This is a genomic window from Paraburkholderia sp. UYCP14C, assembly GCF_004197395.1.
Taxonomy (GTDB): Bacteria; Pseudomonadota; Gammaproteobacteria; order Burkholderiales; family Burkholderiaceae; genus Paraburkholderia.
The window spans coordinates 43,277-62,805 of sequence record NZ_SELS01000016.1 but is presented as its reverse complement, the minus strand read 5'-3'; the positions used below and the strand labels follow the sequence as shown (position 1 = coordinate 62,805).

General features: G+C 62.3%; 18 protein-coding genes. 12 read left to right on the top strand and 6 right to left on the bottom strand.

Going from position 1 to position 19,529, the window contains the following annotated elements; genetic code table 11:
• Window positions 1-134 precede the first annotated feature (134 nt).
• Window positions 135-1,493, top strand: coding sequence for a dicarboxylate/amino acid:cation symporter (locus EVC45_RS16910; RefSeq protein ID WP_129959085.1), 1,359 nt, complete (start codon window positions 135-137; stop codon window positions 1,491-1,493).
• 218 nt (window positions 1,494-1,711) lie between these two features.
• On the top strand, window positions 1,712-3,259 hold the full coding sequence (locus EVC45_RS16905) for a methyl-accepting chemotaxis protein (protein ID WP_129959084.1): 1,548 nt from the start codon (window positions 1,712-1,714) through the stop codon (window positions 3,257-3,259).
• A 34-nt stretch (window positions 3,260-3,293) separates the two neighbouring features.
• Here EVC45_RS16905 and EVC45_RS16900 read toward each other — a convergent pair whose 3' ends face one another.
• The 5 genes from EVC45_RS16900 to EVC45_RS16880 all read right to left on the bottom strand — a co-directional run bounded on the left by EVC45_RS16900 (window position 3,294) and on the right by EVC45_RS16880 (window position 9,263).
• Window positions 3,294-4,817: an ATP-binding cassette domain-containing protein gene (locus EVC45_RS16900; RefSeq protein ID WP_129959083.1), complete on the bottom strand. Its 1,524-nt coding sequence runs from the start codon at window positions 4,815-4,817 to the stop codon at window positions 3,294-3,296.
• Window positions 4,814-5,740, bottom strand: a complete 927-nt coding sequence (locus EVC45_RS16895) for a branched-chain amino acid ABC transporter permease (protein WP_129959082.1) — start codon at window positions 5,738-5,740, stop codon at window positions 4,814-4,816. Before EVC45_RS16895 ends, EVC45_RS16900 begins: the two co-directional genes overlap by 4 nt.
• A gap of 23 nt (window positions 5,741-5,763) precedes the next feature.
• Window positions 5,764-6,639, bottom strand: a complete 876-nt coding sequence (locus tag EVC45_RS16890; protein ID WP_129959081.1) for a branched-chain amino acid ABC transporter permease — start codon at window positions 6,637-6,639, stop codon at window positions 5,764-5,766.
• 113 nt (window positions 6,640-6,752) lie between these two features.
• Complete coding sequence (locus tag EVC45_RS16885) at window positions 6,753-8,018, bottom strand: ABC transporter substrate-binding protein (RefSeq protein WP_129959080.1); 1,266 nt, start codon at window positions 8,016-8,018, stop codon at window positions 6,753-6,755.
• 327 nt (window positions 8,019-8,345) lie between these two features.
• Window positions 8,346-9,263, bottom strand: coding sequence for a class I SAM-dependent methyltransferase (locus EVC45_RS16880; RefSeq protein ID WP_168991493.1), 918 nt, complete (start codon window positions 9,261-9,263; stop codon window positions 8,346-8,348).
• Between the two features lie 90 nt (window positions 9,264-9,353).
• Between EVC45_RS16880 and EVC45_RS16875 the strand changes: the two genes are divergently transcribed.
• The 10 genes from EVC45_RS16875 to EVC45_RS46715 all read left to right on the top strand — a co-directional run bounded on the left by EVC45_RS16875 (window position 9,354) and on the right by EVC45_RS46715 (window position 16,872).
• Window positions 9,354-9,572 (top strand): hypothetical protein, encoded by a 219-nt coding sequence (locus EVC45_RS16875; protein ID WP_129959078.1) that lies wholly within the window; start codon window positions 9,354-9,356, stop codon window positions 9,570-9,572.
• Window positions 9,573-9,843: 271 nt separating this feature from the next.
• Window positions 9,844-11,100 (top strand): ABC transporter substrate-binding protein, encoded by a 1,257-nt coding sequence (locus EVC45_RS16870; protein WP_129959077.1) that lies wholly within the window; start codon window positions 9,844-9,846, stop codon window positions 11,098-11,100.
• 40 nt (window positions 11,101-11,140) lie between these two features.
• Window positions 11,141-12,010 (top strand): carbohydrate ABC transporter permease, encoded by an 870-nt coding sequence (locus EVC45_RS16865; protein ID WP_129959076.1) that lies wholly within the window; start codon window positions 11,141-11,143, stop codon window positions 12,008-12,010.
• Complete coding sequence (locus EVC45_RS16860) at window positions 12,010-12,861, top strand: carbohydrate ABC transporter permease (RefSeq protein WP_129959180.1); 852 nt, start codon at window positions 12,010-12,012, stop codon at window positions 12,859-12,861. Before EVC45_RS16865 ends, EVC45_RS16860 begins: the two co-directional genes overlap by 1 nt.
• A 57-nt stretch (window positions 12,862-12,918) precedes the next feature.
• Entirely contained in the window at window positions 12,919-13,803 is an 885-nt protein-coding gene (locus EVC45_RS16855; RefSeq protein ID WP_248295159.1) for a phosphatidylinositol-specific phospholipase C, read from the top strand.
• Between the two features lie 941 nt (window positions 13,804-14,744).
• Window positions 14,745-14,891: a hypothetical protein gene (locus tag EVC45_RS45655; protein WP_168991492.1), complete on the top strand. Its 147-nt coding sequence runs from the start codon at window positions 14,745-14,747 to the stop codon at window positions 14,889-14,891.
• Between the two features lie 229 nt (window positions 14,892-15,120).
• Window positions 15,121-15,864, top strand: a complete 744-nt coding sequence (gene phbB / locus EVC45_RS16845; RefSeq protein WP_129959074.1) for an acetoacetyl-CoA reductase — start codon at window positions 15,121-15,123, stop codon at window positions 15,862-15,864.
• A 94-nt stretch (window positions 15,865-15,958) separates the two neighbouring features.
• The gene (locus EVC45_RS45650; protein ID WP_168991491.1) at window positions 15,959-16,117 is read left to right on the top strand and encodes a hypothetical protein; all 159 of its coding nucleotides are present in this window, start codon (window positions 15,959-15,961) and stop codon (window positions 16,115-16,117) included.
• Window positions 16,118-16,167: 50 nt separating this feature from the next.
• A complete protein-coding gene (locus tag EVC45_RS16840) occupies window positions 16,168-16,434 on the top strand; it encodes a hypothetical protein (RefSeq protein ID WP_129959073.1) in 267 nt (88 codons plus the stop codon).
• A gap of 183 nt (window positions 16,435-16,617) precedes the next feature.
• Window positions 16,618-16,872, top strand: coding sequence for a hypothetical protein (locus tag EVC45_RS46715; protein ID WP_129959072.1), 255 nt, complete (start codon window positions 16,618-16,620; stop codon window positions 16,870-16,872).
• Here the strand turns inward: EVC45_RS46715 and EVC45_RS16830 are convergent.
• On the bottom strand, window positions 16,869-19,235 hold the full coding sequence (locus EVC45_RS16830) for a bifunctional diguanylate cyclase/phosphodiesterase (protein WP_168991490.1): 2,367 nt from the start codon (window positions 19,233-19,235) through the stop codon (window positions 16,869-16,871). The genes EVC45_RS46715 and EVC45_RS16830 overlap by 4 nt on opposite strands.
• Window positions 19,236-19,529 lie beyond the last annotated feature (294 nt).

Genomic DNA, 19,529 nt, shown 5'->3' with positions numbered 1-19,529 from the left:
ACGGCACCGACAAAAAATCCCGGTTGAATGATTCAGAAAAAAGACGGAACGAAGCCGGCTCAATGCGGCCTTCCCACGCTGCTGCGTGGGGGGCCGCATTTTCCCTTTGAAGACGCCAAGCATAGGAGACAAAGATGCCAGTATCGAAACTAAGAAGAGCACTTTCCAAGCTGTACGTTCAGGTCCTCATCGGGATCGTGGCCGGTGTCCTGCTGGGCCACTTCTACCCCGATCTCGCGTCGCAGATGAAGCCGCTGGGCGACCTGTTCATCAAGCTCATCCGGATGCTGCTTGCGCCGATCATCTTCGCGTCGGTGGTGGTCGGCATTGCGCGCATGAACGACCTCCATCAAGCGGGCCGCGTAGGCGTGAAAGCCCTGCTGTATTTCGAACTGGCATCGACGATCGCGCTGATAGCGGGCATGGTGGTCGTGAATGTCATCCAACCCGGCAGCGGCATGAACATCGATCCGTCGCAAATCGATGCCGCCGCGATTTCGACCTACACGCACGCGGCGCAGCAACACGGCATGCTCGAGTTCTTCATGAGCATCGTACCGAATAGCATCGTCGGGGCATTCGCCAAAGGCGAGATGCTTCCGATCATTTTCTTTTCGGTTCTGCTGGCCATCTCGCTGGCCAGGATCGGACCTCGCGCGGCGCCATTCGTCGACATGCTCGACATGTTCCTGCAAGGCATGTTCGGCGTCGTGCGAATCGTCATGTACATTGCGCCGATCGGCGCGTTCGGGGGCATGGCCTTCACCATCGGCAAATACGGCATCGGCACGCTGGCATCGTTCGGCGAGTTGATGCTTTGCCTGTATCTGACTTCGTTCTTCTTCGTGTTCGTCGTGCTCGGCCTCGTCATGAAAATGTGCGGGCTATCGCTGTGGAAGTTTCTCCGCTACATCAAGGACGAGATTCTGATTACGCTCGGTACGGCGTCGACGGAAGCGGTGCTGCCGCAGATGCTGATCAAGATGGAGGCGATGGGCTGTTCTCGCCCGGTCGTCGGCATGGTGTTGCCCACCGGCTACACGTTCAATGCCGATGGAACGGCGATCTATCTGACGATGGCGGCCTTGTTCATCGCCCAGGCGATGAACGTCCATCTGAGCGTCTGGGACCAGTTGCTCGTGCTCGGCGTGCTGCTGCTCACGTCGAAGGGCTCCGCCGGCGTGGCCGGAGCGGGATTCGTCGCACTGGCCGCGACGCTTGCCTCGATGCACAAGATTCCCGTGGAAGGCCTCGTGCTGCTGCTCGGCGTCGACCGCTTTCTCAACGAGGCGCGCGCCGTCACGAATCTGATCGGCAATGGCGTTGCGACCGTCGTCGTCGCTCGCTGGGAGGGCCAACTCGACAGAGACCTCGCGCGCGCGGTTCTGGATCGGGAGAACACCGCTCACTTCCACATACCGGGCCCTGCCGCGCAACCCGTAGTCACGTCGGCACCGACCGCCGAAACAGCCGCGCGCTCCAGCGTGCATTAGCCTGCATGCGAGAGGCGCCGAAGGCGGCGGCGCGCGGCAACGCCGCCATCGACCCGATCCGGCTGGACGCAGCCGAACTTCGGGTGTGCGCCGCGCTTTTCGCCGGATCGCCGGATCGCCGGACCGCCGGACCGCCGGATCGCCGGATCATCAATAGAACTGAACTTTTCGGGCTGGGTGCCGTTAACCCAACGGTATCTCACTCCATCGAATTCAGCATGAAACTGACCATCAAGTTCCGTCTTCTCGCCACCCTCTTCTTGCTCGGGTTCCTGCTGACGGTGACCGGCGTGCTGGGTATCGCCGGCATGCGTGGTTCGAACCATGCGGTGGCGCAGGCATACACCAACGACGTGACCGCCGCAACCGCGCTCGGCAAATCCAACCTGAACCTGACGGTAGTCCGCACCACGCTCGACCGCGTGCTAATGCACCCGGAAGCAGCGGATCGCGCCGCACTGATCGATAAGGCGCGCAACTATCTCGCGGTCTCCGAGCAGGCCTGGAAAGAGTACCGCGCACTGCCCGTCTCCGACGCGGAGGCGGCCTTGTCGAAGGACGTCGCCGACGCCCGCGAAGCGATGCTGCATGGCGCACTCGAGCCGATGATGGATGCGATGAGCCATGGCGATCATGATGGCGCCGACCATCTCGCGATGGTCGTGATGCCGCCGTTTGCGGCGGCTCTGACGCAGAAATCCGCGGAGCTGGACAAGTTTCGCAACGCGCTGGGCAATGCGCGCTACAGCACGGCACAGCAAAGCTACCAGACGCTGGTAACGATTACCGGAATCGCGATAGCCGTCGGTCTTCTGACCTGCGTCACCTGCGGTTTCACGCTGCTTCGCGCGATCGCGCGCCCGATCGATATGACGGTGCGCCATGTCGAGCGGCTCGCTCAGGGTGACATGTCGCAGCAATTGCGCTTCAACAGCGATGACGAAATGGGTCGCCTCGTCAAAAGCGTCGGGCAGATGCAGAAGGACATCGGCACGATGATCGAACAGATTGCCCGTGGCAGCGAATCGATTGCGTCGGCGACCCAGCAGATCTCGGCCGGCAACGCGGACCTGTCGGCGCGCACCGAGACACAGGCGGCGTCCATCGAGGAAACGGCGGCGAGCATGGAACAACTCACCAACGCCGTCACCGAAAACGCCGCGCACGCGCGTGAAGCGCGCGAACTGGCGGACGCGACGAAGGCCACGGCCGGTGCGGGCGCGGACGTGGTGCGTCAGGTCATCGCCGCGATGAGCGACATTCAGGACGGCGCGAAAAGGATGGGCGAGATCATTGGCGTGATCGAAGGCATTGCCTTTCAGACCAACATCCTTGCATTGAATGCGGCGGTCGAGGCCGCTCGCGCCGGAGAGGAAGGACGCGGTTTTGCCGTCGTCGCCGGCGAGGTACGCAATCTCGCCCAGCGCTCGGCGACCGCGGCGAAGGAAATCAAGGAACTGATCGACGCGTCGACCGCGCGCGTCGCGGACGGTTCGCGCCTCGTCGGTCGCGCCGGCGAGACCATGGGCGAAGTACACACGGCCGTCAGCCGCGTCACGTCGATCATGAGCGACATCGCCACGGCGTCGGCCGAACAGAGCGATGGCATCGAGGAAATCAATCGCGCGATTACGCAGATGGATCAGATGTCGCAGCAAAATGCCGCGCTGGTGGAGCAGGCAGCCGCGGCGGCCGCGTCGTTAACCGAGCAGACTGGCCTGTTGACGCAGGCGGCGGGCCGCTTTCGCTTTGCGTCGATCTCCTGATACCGCTCTATAGGCTCGCCTGCCGCTGCCGGCGTTAGCGGCGCGCGTCGCCGGAGGTCGTGGCGTCGGGCTCAGTGGTCGGCACCGCCTCGAGAAAGCCGCGCCCCATCTCCGTCTCGAAGCGCGCAGCGCTGCCCTCCCAGATGATGCGCGCGTGTTCGAGCACGTACACACGATCGGCATGCGGCAGCGCAAACCTGACGTTCTGCTCGCCCAGCAACACGGTAATGGGCGTGGATTTCTGCAGCGAATCCAGCGCTTTCGACAACTGCTCGAGAATCACGGGCGCGAGCCCGAGTGTCGGTTCGTCGAGAATCAGCAGCTTCGGCTGGGTCATCAGCGCACGCGCGATCGCGAGCATTTGCTGCTCGCCGCCGGAAAGCGTGCGGGCGGTTTGCCCCTGGCGCGACTTCAGGATCGGAAAGAGATCGAATAGCCACGACAGCTGTTTTGCGCGCGCCGCATCGGCCAGATGATATCCGCCGAGTTCGAGATTCTCGCGTACCGTCATGTCGCCGAATAGCTCGCGTGTTTCCGGGCATTGCACGAGACCGGCGCGCGAGATCGCGGCACCGCTGATGCCGCGCAGATCGCGCCCGTCGAAGCGGATCGTCCCCTTGTACGGCACGAGCCCCGACAGCGCGTTGAACAACGTCGTCTTGCCCGCGCCGTTCAGACCGACTACCGATACGAACTCGCCCTCGCGCACCTGCAGACTGACGTCGTCGAGTGCGCACGCCTTGTCGTAGAGCACGCGCACAGCGCTCACTTCGAGAATCGTGGGCTTCGCATCGCCCGCGGCTCCAGTGCGCTGGCGCAGCTCCAGCTTGCCGCCCAGATAGACCCGGCGCACGGTCTCGTTCTGCATCACCTGTTCGGCGGTGCCCTCGGCGACATGTTCGCCAAGGTACATCGCGAGTACGCGGTCGGCGAGCGCGGACAGACTTTTGACGTTGTGATCGACCAGCAGCACGGCGCGGCCTTCGGCACGAAAGCCGCGAATCAGCTCGGAAAACGCCGCCGATTCCGCTACCGTCAGTCCCGCGAACGGCTCGTCCACCAGCACGACCTGCGGGTCGCGCGCAATCGCCTTGGCCATCTCCATGCGGCGCAGATCCGCAAACGGCAGCGTCGCGGGGTGCCGGTGCATGACCGCGGCAAGGCCCACACGCTCGGCAATTTCCTGCGCGCGCTGGTGCACGTGGGGTTCGGCAGCGAGCTTGACGAGCGAATCAGGAAGCAGCGCGAGCTTGATGTGTTCCAGCACCGTCTGCCGATGGAGCGGCCGCGAATGCTGAAACACGATGCCTACGCCCGCGCGCGCGATGCGGTGCGGCGCCCAGCCCGCCATCTCCACGCCATTCACCTTGACCGACCCCGCGTTGGGCCGCTCGATGCCCATGATCAATTTCATGACCGTGGACTTGCCCGAACCGTTTGGTCCGATCAGCCCGAGAATCTCGCCCGGCCGGATGTCGAAGCCGATGTCCTTGACGGCGACGAGACCGCCGAAGCGCTTGGTCAGCCCGCGTACGGAGAGCAGCGGCGTGTCGTTCATTGGCGCTCCCTCGCACGCAGCAGATTGCCGAGCAGGCCGTCCGGAAAGAACAGCAGCGCGGCGAGCGCGACCGCCGCGACGACGAACGTGTTGAGCTGGCCGAGCGGGCGCAGAAACTCGCCGGCGACGATCAGGAAGATCGAGCCGAGCACCGCGCCGAGTATCGTGCGGCGTCCGCCGAGCACGGCCGCGATGATGATCTGCACGCCCACGCTCAGATCCACGACCGTGCTCACGGAAGCCGTGCCCTGGTAGAACACCAGCATCGCGCCGGCCACGCCCGAGAAGACCGCGCTGATGCAGAACGCCACGAGCTTGTGCCGCGTGACATTGAAACCCAGCGCCTGCGCGCCGGTCGCGTCCTGGCCGCTTGCCTGCAGGATCAGACCGACCGCCGAACGCGACAGGCCGAATAGCAGGATCGCGCAAACGATCAGGAACGCGAGCGCGATCCAGTAGTTGTGGTTCGCATCGACCGACATCACGTCCGGCACCATCATGCCGATCTCGCCGCCCGTCACGCCCGCAAAGATCACGATCGCGTTCTGCAGCAGCAGCACGGCCACCAGTGTGACGAGCCCGAAGTAAGGACCGCGCAGCCGCAGCGCCGGCACCGCGAGCAGCAGGCCGCCCACCAGCGCGACGCCGCCGCCCGCGAGCACGCAAACGGGTATCGGCAGGCCCCATCTGGCGTCGAGGATCGCAGCCGAATAGGCGCCGAGTCCGATCAGGAACGTGGGCCCGAAGTTGACCTCGCCGGCAAAGCCGAACAACAGGTCCCACGACATCGCGAACACGCCGAAGTAATACGCCACCGTGAGCACGCCGAGGATGTAGCCCGATAGCCACCACGGCAACGTCGCCGCCATCACGGCGAGCGCCACGGCGATCCACGCGCCGCGCGAACGAAGAAGAACGGACATGAGGGTACGCTCCATTCGCACGGTTAGCGCCGTCCCAGGAAGCCCTGGGGACGCACATACACCACGAGCACCAGCAGCAGCAACGCGGGCAGCGGCCGCAGCGTCGGCGCAATCAGATAGGCCGTGACGGTCTCCAGATAACCGACCACATACGCGGCCATCAACGAACCGGACACGCTGCCGAGTCCGCCCAGCACGACGATCGAGAACGCGCTGGCCGTCAGTTGCCCCGCATTGTTGGTGCTCACGCCGAGGAACGAAGCGAGCAGCACGCCGGCAATACCGGCCAGCACGCCATAGATGCTCCACGCGAGAAGATAGATCCGCGAAAGTTCGAAACCGAGCAGCGTGAGTCCGCGCGGATTCATCGAAGCCGCGAGCAGCGCCTTGCCTGCGCGGGTACGGTTCACGAACAGCCACAACATGCCGATCACCGCCCAGCAGACCACGGCGATCATGATTTCGTTGAACGGCACGCGCACGCCGCCCACCATCGCCACACCGCTGATCAGCGGGCGCATCGTCACCGGGTTGTCGGTGAAGAGCCATGCCATGCCCTGCTGGATCATGATGCCCCACAGCAGCGTGCCGGTGAGCACGAAGATTTCCTTCTCTTCGCCGGGAATCGCGGCCGAGCGTTGAATCGGCCGCACCACCATCAGGTAGGTGACGAAGGCCGTCAGCAGACCCGCCAACACGCCGAGCAGCGTGCCGAGATAGGTGCCGAGTCCCGCCTCGCCCGCGAGCATCCAGCCCATCAGCGCGGCGACCAGCATCACGCCGCCGTGCGCGAGATTCAGGATGCCGGAGACGCCGAAGATCAACGTGAAACCGATCGCGCCCAGCGCGTACAGGGAACTGATGGCAAAGCCGTCGACCAGAATCTGCAGTAGCAACATGCCCGGCCTTTCACGTTGGTTAGGGTGTCGATGCGTGCGCTGTCCGGCCCTGCGTTATGCGCAGGTCCGGACAGACCGAGGCAACCTCCATCGCTTTCGTCAGCGTTGCGCGGCTAGTTCGCGCTTGCCTGCTGCACCTTGATGAAGGTCGGGAATTTCACCGTGCCGTTGGCGATCGACTTGGGCCAGATCGCGACCTGCTTGCCGTTCTGCCATTGCAGGTTGATGCCGGTGATATAGCCCGGCCCGTACTTCAGCGCGTGCGTGAACTGATCGCTCTTGCCGTAGAACTGCCAGCGTCCGATCGTGCCCACATAGTCGGTTTTTTCGAGCGCGTCGACCATCTGGTCCGGATCGGTCGAGCCCTTGTTGCGCTTGATCGCGTCCGCGATGATGTAGACGAGGTCGTAGCTCGTGAAGCCGCAATACGCCGGAGAGACGCCGAACTTCTTCTGGTACTCATCCGTGAAAGGCACCGTTTTCGGCGTGATCGCCACGCCCGGCGCCGCGGCCGAGGCCGTGATCACGCCTTCGGTCGCGCCGTTGGTGTCCTTCCAGAAGCTCGTGGTGGTGGCCTGCGAGCTTTGGCCCGACATCGGGATCGGCACTTGCTGGTCGTGCCATTGCACGGTCGGCTGCACGCCAACGTGGCTGATGCCGGTGGTGATCGTATCGGGGTGCTTCGCCTCGATCTGGTTGAAGATCGGCGTGAAGTCGGAGGTGTCGGGATTGAAGCGGATATGGTCGAGCACCTGAAGTCCCGCCTTAGGCAGGCATTCGAGGTAGCGGTCGTCGAGCGGCTTGGTCCACGCGGCGTCCTCGCTCATGACGACCGTCGTTTTCATCTTGAACTGGCCGACCAGAACGTCGTGCGAGAAGTCGCAGATCGACTGCGCGATGAACGCCGAGGTCATCCAGCCATGGAACGTGTACTTGTAGTGGTCGTAGTCGTCGTGGACGTGCTTCGAAATATCGTTGCTAGCCGCGCCGGGTGTGATGAAAGGCACCTTCAGGCGCCCGGACCACGGTTCCATGGCAAGCGCCACTTCGCTGATGTAGCTGCCGATCACGGCAATCACCTTGTCCTGGGTCGCTGCGCGCTGGAAGGCGCGCACGCCGTCCGAGGCCGACGAATGGTCGTCGTACGCGACGATCTGGATGGGCCGGCCATTGACGCCGCCGCTGGCGTTGATCTGGTCCGCGGCGAGCTGCGCGGCCTTGCTGATCGAGGCCCCCGCCACCGAGGATTCTTCGCTGATCACGCCGATCTTGATCGGCTCGGCCGCCGCATGGGCGCCTGCCGCCAGACCTAGCCCCGCCGCCACCATCCCCGTCGCGACGACGCAATGCAAGTTTCGCCACACACTGTTACTGGACATCATGCATCTCCGATTCGAAATGATCGTTGAGCAACATTTGCCGGCCACACTGCAGTTTTGAAGAATGCGCACACAACAATATTCACCGGCTTCGCGGCGCTCAATCGGTACAAACGATGAGCGGGTCGCTACGGATTTCATGGTGCAGAGCGGAAAAAATCTGATCGTGCGCGCCTCGGGACACGGCTTTATCCAGACCAGCGGAAAGGGTTATCGGCCGCGATAATAGCGGCCTTTTTTCTGTCGCTCATTCGTCATGCGAAGTATTTTTGCCGCTTCGCTTTCGTTTCTGGCTTTGCGCAACAGCGTGCGCCGAGCGTCGGACATCTACGGTCTTTTTGCCGTCAGGTAGGCGATACGCGATGCGTCGAACTGCTTCCCGCTTTCGAAGATCGCCCGCATTCGACCTTCCAGGTACTCTCGCTCATCGCGCGTGAATTGCTTCTCGAAGATCTCTTCCAGCGTCGGCGCCAATGGGTGAGGTGACGTACGAATAAAGGTTTCCCATGACAGACGGTCCTCGGTTCGCACATCGATGTGCAATTCCAGATGAATGTCGGTGAATCCCGCATCGATCGCGAATCGGACCAGGTCGCGCTCGCCATAGTTCGTGATGGGCAACGAGCGCGCCTTTTCCTCGGTGTCAGGGAACTGTGCCGCGCGGCATCGGAGCAATAGAGGAAAGAATGGGTCGTCGGTCTGGATCGCGCGAGTATCGATCAATCGCTTCAGCATGCAAACCTCGAGCGCTTCATCGCGCAGGATCGGCTCGGCGATCGCGAAGCGGCCACCCGGTTTGAGTATGCGGTAAAGCTCGCGCATCGCGGCGGGTTTGTCTTCCACATACGCGAGCACCGCGCGCATCGTGGCCGCATCGACGGATTCGTCGGCAATTCCCGCGAGTTTTTCCGCGGATCCGTGTACATACGTGCACTGTCCGCTCACGCCCAGGGCGCGGGCGGTCTCTTCCGTGTGCCGGAGCAAGGGCGCCGAAATGTCCGTCATGATCACGCGAATCGAGGCGCCGGCTCGTTCGATCGCCCGGAATCCTACGAGGCCGTCGCCCGTCCCGATGTCGGCCAGGGTTATGCCGGAATGAAGGTGAACGAAATCCAGCACGCGGTCCGCGTACCTCGTGATCTCGACGCGGACGCTGTCTTCATGAGCGCGATCGTCGCCATGGCGCAGCTTGAGAATCCAACTCGACCAGTTGTCGTGCGTTGAGTCGTTCGTGGGTGCCGACAAGATGACGTTCCTGAGCAATCGTGAAAAATGCGGCGGATGATAGCTTCAGAACCTGAAGACGTCCTTAACGAGTTAAGGATCATCTGTATCGTGGAGCTGCAATACCTATTCGACGAGAAGTATTCCGGCGAATTGATTTTCAATAATAGTTTCCCGAATGGACACGTCGTGTCCGTACAGGCTTTGAGCGTTGCAGAAGAACGGGCGATTTGCCGATATGTGACTTTCTCCGCAAGTCCGTTGCTCCCGCCCGCACCCGGCACGTTCGCGGTCGAGGTCGATCACAAGGCGAGCTGGCAGCTCAAGTAGCCCGATGCCGCAGCGCATCAACCCGCGCCATCGATCAGCGGAGGGCGGTCGCGGCGCGGGAGACGATCACGTGGCAAGCATGCGTGCGGGTCCGAACACTACGCGGCAACCCCGCTTGCTGACATATGTACGTCATGATAGGTTGCTGCAATTCCCGCTGCCGCATCTGGCATCTATTTTGTCGTGCCGCTGCACGCGATAAAAAAAGCGGGGTGGGTCGCTCTGGACTCATCGTACGCATACGCCTTTCCCCAACAGGAATTAAAGAGCCATGGCTTCAATGATCCAGCGGACGACCCTGTTCGCCTGCCTCCGCGCGGCCTGCGTCGCGGCTTCCCTGTCCATCGCCGCGGTGGGCGCCCATGCCGCCGATCTCGTCATCGCTGGCCGCGACGACATCTACGGCCGCGGACTTGCGCAGGCGGTGGACGGTTACAAGAAACAGCACCCGGGCGTCGATATCGAGTTGCTGAAGCTGCCGAACAACGACCTCTATCAGAAGCTGAAACTGTCGTTACGCGAAAACACGCGCGCCTATGACCTGGTGATGATGGACGACACCTGGTCGCCCGAATTCATCGCCAACGGATGGCTTCAGCCGCTGCCCGCCACGCTCGCGGACGCCGACATGGTGACTTCCACGGTCTCCCTCGGACGCGCGCCGACGGGGACCTTGTACGCGATGCCGATCGTCGGCAACGTCGAGATGTTCGCCTATCGCAAGGATCTGCTCGCGAGTCGCGGCCTGCAGCCGCCCCGCAACTGGGACGACGTGCTGAAGATCGCCCAGACCATCGGCACCGCCGACAAGGACGTGTCGGCAGTCGTGTTTCGCGGCGTGAAGGGCAACCCGGTCGTCACCGGATTTCTGCCGATCCTCTGGGCCTATGGCGGAGAAGTGATCGACACGAACGGCAAGGTCACGATCGATTCGCCCGAAGCGCTCGCCGCGCTGAAAATGCTGCTCGCCCTGAAGAAATGGGCACCGAAAGACGTCGACGTGTACGGCGCCGGTGAAGTGCGAGACGCTTTGCAGGGCGGCACGGCCGCGCAGGCCATCGAAGTGTGGCCCGCCTGGCTGCCCGCCCTCGACGATCCGGCGAAGTCGCGCGTGGTCGGCCAGGTCGCGCTGCAACCGCCGCCCGGCCAGGTCAAGGGGCCGGCGCCGATGCTAGGCATCTGGCAAATGGGCATTGCGAAAGATGCCGCGCATGCGAAAGTGGCGGCCGATTTCCTCGCCTATCTGACTTCGTCGCAGACCCAAACGCAACTGGCCGTGCTCGGCATTCCGCCGACGCGCAAGAGCGTCTTCGTCAATCCGACACTCGTCAAGCAATATCGCTGGTATCCGGACCAGTTGAAGGCGCTCGAAGCGGGCCGTGCGCGGCCTCGCGTGAAAGACTGGCAGCAGATCGAAGCGATTCTCGGCGACGCGTTGCAGCTCGCGCTGACCGGGCAGGCCGCACCCGACGCCGCGTTGCATCAGGCCGCGCAGAAGATCGCCCAGGCCAACGCCGCATCGCAGTGACTGCGGCAGCGACAGTGCAGGCAAGCGCGGGAACGGGTCGATGAGCGGGTTGCGACGTTATCTGCCGCTGCTCGTCCTGATGAGCCCAGCCGCGCTCGTGCTCGGCGTGCTGGCGCTCTACCCGGTGGCGCGCGTGCTGATCGATGCGTTTTTCTCGGTGGATTACGCGTCGGGGCATCGCTCGTTCATCGGGCTCGCCAACTATCGATCGGTCATTGCGGACGGCGAGTTCGGCACGAGTTTCGTCAATACGATCCAGTTCATGATCGTCGCCTCGCTCGCCGAAGTCCTGTTCGGACTCGCGCTCGCGCTGCTGTTCGTCCGTGCGTTTGCGGGCCGGCGCATTGCGTTGCCGCTCGCCGTGCTGCCGATGATGCTCTCCACGCTGGTGTGCTCCGCCATCTGGCGCAACTGGCTCAATTACCGTGGCTTCCTGAATGCGTTGCTCAAAGCCGCGGGTCTGCCGGCGGTGCCCTGGCTATCCGATCCGCACCTCGCGCTCTGGTCGCTGATGCTGGTCGATGTCTGGCAATGGACACCGATGGCATTCCTGATCATTCTCGCGGGGCTACAGTCGATTCCGCCTGAAATCGCCGAAGCGGCGCGCACCGACGGCGCAAACGAATGGCAGTGTCTGCGCTACATCACGCTGCCGCTCGTTGCACCGCACGTTGCTCTCGCCATGCTGCTGCGCTCGATCGATACCTTCAAGCTGTTCGACAAGGTATATGCATTGACCGGCGGCGGTCCAGGCAATGCCACGCAAACGCTGTCGACCTACATCTACGACACGGGCTTCCGGTTCTTCAACGTTGGGCCGGCGAGCGCGGCTTCGGTGCTGATGCTGCTCACGTGCGCGGTGCTGGTCTCGGGATACATATGGAAATCGGCCGTCAAGCGCGACCGTTGATGCCGCTCGCGCGCTTGCAGGGTTTCGCGCGACGCTGCTCCGGTGCAGCGGTGCGTGGGCTGTTGCGGCTCGGTGCGCTGGCGCTTCTGCTGCTGCCGTGCGTATGGATGGCTGGCGCGGCCTTCACGCCGACGCTGGAACGCCTCGCCCATCCGCTGTCGTTGTGGCCTTCGGCGCCCACGTTCGAGCATTTCGCGGCGGTGTGGGAAAGCGGCATGGCCCAGTCGGTGCTGAACTCCGTGTGGGTCGCGCCAGGCGCCACGTTGCTCGCGCTCGTGCTGGCTTTTCCGGCCGCCTATGCGCTCGCGCGGCTGGCGTTTCCGGCGCGGCTCGATCTGCTGTTCCTGTTGCTCGTGCTGGCACTGAAGCTGATGCCGCCGATTACCGTGGCCGTACCGCTGTTTTCGCTGGCCAAGTGGCTCCATCTGCTCGATTCGCTGTTCGGGCTGGTACTCGCGTATCAGCTGTACGCGCTGCCGATGGCGATCTGGATGTTGCTGCCGTTCGTGCGCGACGTGCCGATCGAATTCGAGGAGGCCGCGGCGCTCGACGGCGCGAACCTCGCGCAGCGCATCGTCTTCATCGTCGTGCCGCTGTGTGCGCCAGGTCTCGTTGCCACCGCCATCTTCGTGTTCATCACCGCGTGGAACGAGTTTCTGCTGGCGCTGTTGTTCGTCTCGTCGCCGAGTCATTTCACGCTGCCGCTCACCATGGCCGGTTATGTGACCGAGAACGGCATCGACTGGGGCGAACTGATGAGCGCGGGCCTGATTTCGTCGGTGCCGACGCTTCTGCTCGCGGGCTATGTGCAGCGCTATCTGCTGCAGGGCTTTTCGGGCGGATTGAAATAACGGGCTCCGACTTCACGCCATCGTTGCAGCAGACGCTTTGCTTATTCAGAGGTTTTCTTGCGCCCGGCCCTGACCGATCACACCGCATCGCCGGCTGACTGGATGTCGGCCATCGACGGCAGCCGCTTGCTGTCCGCACTGACCTTGCCGGGCAGCCACGACACCTGCGCCTATACGGTCGATGACCGGCTCGCGCGTACGCAACGGGCCACGCTCGACGAGCAGTTGCATCATGGCGTGCGGGTGCTCGACATCCGCTGTCGTCATGAGCGCGATCGCTTTGCGATTCATCATGGCGGCATCCCGCTGGGTCTGGCATTCGACGATGTGGTGCGGACCTGCGCCCGGTTTCTCGCAAGTCATCCCGACGAATGTATCGTCATGTCGGTCAAGGACGAATGGCCCGCGCGTGACTGCACCCGCGCGTTTGCCGCGACCTTCGAATGGTATGTGGCGCGGCACGTGGATGTGCATTGGCATCTTGCTGCCGAGCTGCCGCAACTGGAGGCGGTGCGCGGCAGCATCGTGCTGCTGCGGCGCTTCGCGAGCGAGAAGCCGCTCGGCATCGACCTGACGGCGTGGCTCGACAACGCGACGTTCGATATCGACGCCGTGCCGGCGCCGTTCACCATCCAGGACGAGTTTCGTGTGCCGGTGCCGGCATCGATCGCTTACAAATGGCGCGCCATCGATTCGCTGCTGGTTCTCGCACCCGATCTGTGCGGCGAGCGTTGGGTCATCAACTTTTGCAGCGGCACGGGGATGGCGGCGGCGCCGGTCGTGGTGGCATGTGGCGATACACAGCATCGCGGCATTCACGAACAGTTCGTCGAACGACTCGCGGCTCGTCCACAACCATGCGGCACCGTGATGCTCGACTTTTGCGACTGGCGGGACTGGCGCCTCGTTGATGCGTTGATCGACTGCAACTGGAGCCGATGAGGCTTCGTTGCGGGCATCACTCTTCCCGCGAACGTCAGTGTGGTTCCTTGTTTGTCCGGGGTTGCCGCGGTGGCGGCTGCGATTCTTGTCCGCGCTGCGCCGGCTCCCGCGTGCAGGCATCCGGCGGCGTGACATAAGGAACGTCGTCGCGACAACACGCATAGATCGGAAACCCAAACGCGTTCGTGCCGACGATGGTCGTTGGCCCGTGAAGCGGGCACACCGCCTTCATGGCGCCTCCTCGAGACTCGTCGATCAACCGCTTCAATCTTACGCTTGCGCGCGGTCGACGTTCCATGTGCGCCCGACCTGCTGTCGGCCGTTCCCGATCAATGGCGGCAAGCTATCACGCAGCGCTCGGGCGGAAGCAAGGACTGCGAGGCAAGGTCGGTTGAATTTGTCATTTCTTGCATATCGTGCAATGCTGCATCCGCATGCGATCATTACTGCTTCCTGTCATTCCGGCCATTTTCGTGACATTTTGACGGTGTACTCTGCGAAGTAGTCGAAGAGCGTCTGCATCGTCAGTGGCCGTCCGCGTCCTTGTCCGGGCGTTCAAACGTCGACTTGGCTCGACGACTACCCTTCATCGCCGAGCATTCGTAATAAGGGTATTCACTTAGTCGTTATTCCCGAAAATTTAACATTTTGAAGTTAGAATGAACCTTCTAAAATCGATCGTCATGTCATTTCATGACAGTTGAAATAGAGGTCGAAGTGTCCGGTCGACTGAATAGCCGGACCGGCGAGGTTTAAGCCGTGATTCGACTGTTGAATACCGGCGACGAGAAGTGCGATGCGAGCCGAACTGGTTTTGTAGTATTAATTTAGTCTTACTAATAATACTTTAATCCTCACCGACCACACTCTGCATATGCATCACGCATGTGGCATGTGGTTTCCTGGGGCAGGCGGGTTCGAATTTCAATTCAGGAGAAGCAATGAAAGACCTTTCGTCCGACGATTTACTGAGATTCTGCCGAACGAATGTGTCGACGTTCTTTTCGCTCGCCGCCGAAGCGTTTGAAGGGGTACAGCAACTCGCCGGCCTGAACCGGCAGGCGGGAAGCGCCATTCGGGGCATCTGAAATCTTTGAGCAGTGCGCCGGCGCGGCACATCGCCGCTCGCTGACGCACCGACTCCATTCGCGCAATACCACAAGCGTACAAAAACCCGCGCAGTTCATTCAATGCCGAAGCCGGTCCTCCCGCAACGCTGGAGGCGGCAGCGCGTTGTGGCAAAGCAATGGCGGGTTGTGCGAGACAGCCATTGAGTATTCACGTTCCTCGCAGACATCACGAACACGGACGGAAAGGATGACGAAACGAATCGTAGTAGTAACGGGCGGCATGGGCGGCCTTGGAGAAGCGATCAGTACGAAACTGCATGACGCCGGGTACGCGGTGGTCGTCACGCACTCGCCGAGCAACACCGGCGCGGACAAATGGTTGGCTGACATGGAAACGCAGGGCCGGAGCTTTCGCGCTTACCCGGTCGACGTGGCCGACTACGACTCATGCCAGCGTTGCGCGGAAACGATTCGCGCGGAAGTCGGCCCGGTGGATATCCTGGTCAACAACGCAGGCATCACCCAGGACATGACCCTCAGGAAGATGGACAAGGTCAACTGGGATGCCGTCATTCGCACCAACCTCGATTCGGTCTTCAACATGACCAAGCCGCTGTGCGAAGAGATGGTCGCACGAGGCTGGGGGCGCATCGTCAATATTTCCTCGGTCAACGGTTCAAAAGGCTCGGTCGGCCAGACCAACTACGCCGCGGCCAAGGCTGGCATGCACGGCTTTACCAAGTCACTAGCGCTGGAAGTGGCGCGCAAAGGCGTCACCGTCAACACGATTTCGCCGGGCTACCTGGCCACGAAGATGGTCACCGCGATCCCGCAGGAGATTCTCGATACGAAGGTGCTGCCGCATATCCCGATGGGACGCCTCGGCAAACCCGAGGAAGTCGCGGCGCTGGTGGCCTATCTGTGCTCGGACGATGCGGGCTTCGTGACCGGCTCCAATATCGCGATCAACGGCGGCCAGCACATGCAGTAACGCGACACACCGCGCCGGTATGCGTTGGAACATCGGACGAACCGGCGTGAGCCATTCACGCAACACCCCTGTGCTTCCATGAGAGGAACGTGTCATGAGTGAAACCTGGATGGGACTGATCATCGGGGGCTCGGCCCTCAGCATCGCAATGATCATGGTGATCGACCACTATCGCCGTGAGCGCAGACGGGCAAGACTGCTACGGCATCTGGATCACCACGAGTGGTGGCATCAACCGCGCGGGCGAATGTAAGCGCATCGTCCGTGCCAAATAAAAATCAGATATATCGAGAGGGCTGAGAAATGACACCGGAAAACACCGGACAATCAAAGGCCACAGGCCAACAGATTACGGTTCGGACGAGGCGCGGCGGCCTGCGGGTCGCCGCAGTGTGGCAGGTATTGATGCCGGTCGCCGATGCCGTCGAGGACGTCCGGATTACGAGCAACCGCAAAGGTGATGTCGAAGACATGACGATAGCGTTTGCCGACCGGCTCACGGGATCGCTGCACACCGTTCTCAAGCAGTTCGAGACGATGTCGTGGGTGGCCGCCGCGGAGCTTTGCTGAACACCGGGGCCGTGGCGCCTGCGATGAATCGCGTCGCCGCATAGGCCGGCGCGCGTCACGCTGCGTGGCCCGCCGGGTTGCTGGCGAGCGAACGCACCACGCGCGGGTTGATTGGCAAAGACTGGCCAACTAAAGTCGGACGTACCCGACCGGACCCAGCCGGTCACCACCTGAGAGAAGTGGATGAAAACTACAACCAGGAAAGGGCCCCGGGACCTGGAGAGCCCCTATACACCGCTGACCGCCGGAGATGCGATTTCCCATCTTGAACGGATCCTGTCTTCCGATGGCGCGGATTCATTGTTCAGCCGGACGTACTGGCGCGCACGAGTCCAGCAGGTGAGCGCTACCCAAGGGCTGACTCCGCAGCAGCAGGCGAGGCTGGTGAAGCTGCTCGAGTCGCTCCCTCCTCCGGTCGCGAGCGAAGAGTCATGCTAGTCACGTTTCGACCCGGCTACATCGAGGGTAGTCGGGCGAAAACCGATCGGGAGACGGCAGCCGGCTCCAGATAAGTCGATCGGCATCCGCTGCCGCTGCGTGTCGACCCAGCGCACGAAGTCTCGCGGCGGCAGCGGCGGCGAGTACAGATATCCCTGGTACATCAGGCAGCCGTGATTCTCCAGAAAGTCTCGCTGCGCCTGAGTTTCCACGCCTTCAGCAATGACACTCAGATTCAGCACGTTGCCGATGTTGATCAGCGCGTGCGCCAGAGATTCGGACATCGCATCGGTCCCGATGCCCCGCACGAAGCTTTTGTCGATCTTCAGTTCCTTGACCGGAAACCGTTGCAGATAGCTGAGCGACGAGTAGCCCGTGCCGAAGTCGTCGATCGACAGCGCGATTCCAAGGGCATGTATTGCATCGAGCGACGCGCGGATGTCGTCGGCCGACTCGTCGAACATGACTCCCTCGGTCATCTCCAGGATCAGGTCCGCGGGCTGCAGACCATGAACCCGCAGGGTATGCGAGATCAGGCCGGCAAAATCCGCACGCTTGAAATCGGCGGCACAGACGTTCGCCGAGATGCTGGGTACGTCGATGCCCGCGGCGCGCCACTCGGCGAGCTGGCGGCAAGCCTCGTCCAGCACCCAGCCGTCGAGTTCCGTAATCAGACCGCTCTCTTCCGCGATCGAGATGACACGGTCTGGCGGCACGGTCCCGAGTTTCCCGTCGTGCCATCGGACCAGGGCTTCGACACCCCGCAGCGCTCCCGTCACATTGACCTTGGGCTGGTAGGCGACGCTCAGACCGCCCGCTCGTAACGCTCGTTGCAGCGCGATTTCCAGTTCGAGCTGTTCTTTGGCTTGACGCTCATAGACGGGCGCATAGAAATGCACCTGATTGCGTCCCGTGCTTTTCGCCTTGTACATCGCCATGTCGGCATTGCGCAGCAGGGTATCGGCGTCCTGCCCGTCGTGCGGATACAGCGCGACGCCAACGCTCGCGCTGAGCGTGATGCTCGTTTCGAACTTCGTGTTGACGCTGATAGGCTGGTACAGGGCCTGCAAGACGCGCCCCGCCACTTGTGCCGCCCGATGTACGTCGCAGTTTTGCAGTACCGCGAGGAACTCGTCTCCGCCAAGACGACCGACCACGTCCTCACCGCGGACGCAATCGCGCAGACGCCGCGCGATTTCGCACAACACCTCGTCGCCGGCACCATGGCCCTGTGTGTCGTTCACGCGTTTGAAGCGGTCCAGGTCGATGAACAGCACCGCCGACTGCGATGCACTCCGTGCGGCATCGGTCAGGATACGCAGCATCTCCCGGTTCAGTTGTGCCCGGTTCGGCAAGCCGGTCAATGCATCGAACCATGCCAGTTTGCGCAACTGACGCTCCATCGTGTATCGCCTGCGCAACTGTCCGCTGAACATCAGACACAGCATGATGGTCAGCGCATCCAGTATCGCGGTCACGATGCCAATCGCAAATGCCCGCTTACGCCACTCGGCGTAGATATCTTCTGTCGCGAGGCCGACCACCATCACGAGCGGATAGTTTCCAAGCCGCCTGAAGCTGTACATACGCTCGACGTGGTCGATCACCGCAACGTCGACATAAGTCCCGTGATCCGATTGCACGAGCGTTGCAAAGGAATGGCCGCCGGCGAGCGAGCGACCTATATCGTCGGGGTGATACGGTTGCCGCATCAGGACGGTTCCGTCCGTGCGCAACAGGGTTAGCGTTCCGTGAGCACCGAGGATCGAGTCTTTGAATAGCTGGTGGAAGTAGCTCAGCCTGAGCGTCCCCGCAACGATGCCTGCGAAGCGGCCATTGGCATCTTCGAGGCGCAGGCTCAGCGCAATCGACGGTTGCCCGGCGCTGCCCAGGCTCGAAACAAAGGGCTTGCTGAGATACAGACCGGCCCCTTTCTGTTGCTGTTGAACCTGAAAGTAGTCCCGCTCGCTCACATTGAGCTTGGGCGGCAGAATCCAGCGGGAATCGAGCAGGCTGTTACCAGACGCATCCGCCGCGAAAATCGCGCCCAGCTCCCTGACGTTTTTGGCCGCGCTGAACGCGACGAGGTGCCGGGCATCGGGGGCAAGCTGGAGAGTGCCGGGAGTCTTCATGCTGGTCACGACATCCTGCATGGCCAGTTGGCAGATGTCGAGATTGTGCTCGGTCTCCTTTTGCAGCGAGAGCGCGAGGTTCTTTGCGGCGTCACGGGCCTGCGTCATCGCGTCCTGCCGCATCTGGTACAGCGAGACGGCCGTGATGCCGGTGGTGGCGAGCGTGATGCAAATGCCCGCGAAAATGAACAGAGCCGGTTTTGTCAGAAGCGAGCGCGCGATTCGGATCATGGTCTTGCACATCGCGCCGGCATCCGGCCTGCTATCAGGTCAGCTATCAGTAGGTATAAGCCGGACGACAAGTGCCATCGCGGACGAACGAAACATTCGCCACACGATGCGGCGGCGCTTCATGCTGTATATCGGCAAAACTTTCCAAATCTGAAACGCATCTTGAGCACGTCGAGGCTCTGAGTGCGCCATGTGGCGCGCCGCAGGCCACTCCCCTCTTCATCGGTCTGTCGCCCGGCCATCGGCCGGGTCCTGCCGGATCGCCGCATTCCAGGGGTTGCGATTTCCTTCATG

What these genes read in the sequence shown, in the direction of transcription:
- EVC45_RS16890 (WP_129959081.1), bottom strand. Translation starts at nt 6,639, where the DNA reads ATGTTGCTACTGCAGATTCTGGTCGACGGCTTTGCCATCAGTTCCCTG.
- EVC45_RS16900 (WP_129959083.1), bottom strand. Translation starts at nt 4,817, where the DNA reads ATGAACGACACGCCGCTGCTCTCCGTACGCGGGCTGACCAAGCGCTTC.
- EVC45_RS16910 (WP_129959085.1), top strand. Translation starts at nt 135, where the DNA reads ATGCCAGTATCGAAACTAAGAAGAGCACTTTCCAAGCTGTACGTTCAG.
- EVC45_RS45650 (WP_168991491.1), top strand. Translation starts at nt 15,959, where the DNA reads ATGAGTGAAACCTGGATGGGACTGATCATCGGGGGCTCGGCCCTCAGC.
- EVC45_RS16865 (WP_129959076.1), top strand. Translation starts at nt 11,141, where the DNA reads ATGAGCGGGTTGCGACGTTATCTGCCGCTGCTCGTCCTGATGAGCCCA.
- phbB (WP_129959074.1), top strand. Translation starts at nt 15,121, where the DNA reads ATGACGAAACGAATCGTAGTAGTAACGGGCGGCATGGGCGGCCTTGGA.
- EVC45_RS45655 (WP_168991492.1), top strand. Translation starts at nt 14,745, where the DNA reads ATGAAAGACCTTTCGTCCGACGATTTACTGAGATTCTGCCGAACGAAT.
- EVC45_RS16905 (WP_129959084.1), top strand. Translation starts at nt 1,712, where the DNA reads ATGAAACTGACCATCAAGTTCCGTCTTCTCGCCACCCTCTTCTTGCTC.
- EVC45_RS16885 (WP_129959080.1), bottom strand. Translation starts at nt 8,018, where the DNA reads ATGTCCAGTAACAGTGTGTGGCGAAACTTGCATTGCGTCGTCGCGACG.
- EVC45_RS16860 (WP_129959180.1), top strand. Translation starts at nt 12,010, where the DNA reads ATGCCGCTCGCGCGCTTGCAGGGTTTCGCGCGACGCTGCTCCGGTGCA.
- EVC45_RS46715 (WP_129959072.1), top strand. Translation starts at nt 16,618, where the DNA reads ATGAAAACTACAACCAGGAAAGGGCCCCGGGACCTGGAGAGCCCCTAT.
- EVC45_RS16840 (WP_129959073.1), top strand. Translation starts at nt 16,168, where the DNA reads ATGACACCGGAAAACACCGGACAATCAAAGGCCACAGGCCAACAGATT.
- EVC45_RS16895 (WP_129959082.1), bottom strand. Translation starts at nt 5,740, where the DNA reads ATGTCCGTTCTTCTTCGTTCGCGCGGCGCGTGGATCGCCGTGGCGCTC.
- EVC45_RS16870 (WP_129959077.1), top strand. Translation starts at nt 9,844, where the DNA reads ATGGCTTCAATGATCCAGCGGACGACCCTGTTCGCCTGCCTCCGCGCG.
- EVC45_RS16830 (WP_168991490.1), bottom strand. Translation starts at nt 19,235, where the DNA reads ATGATCCGAATCGCGCGCTCGCTTCTGACAAAACCGGCTCTGTTCATT.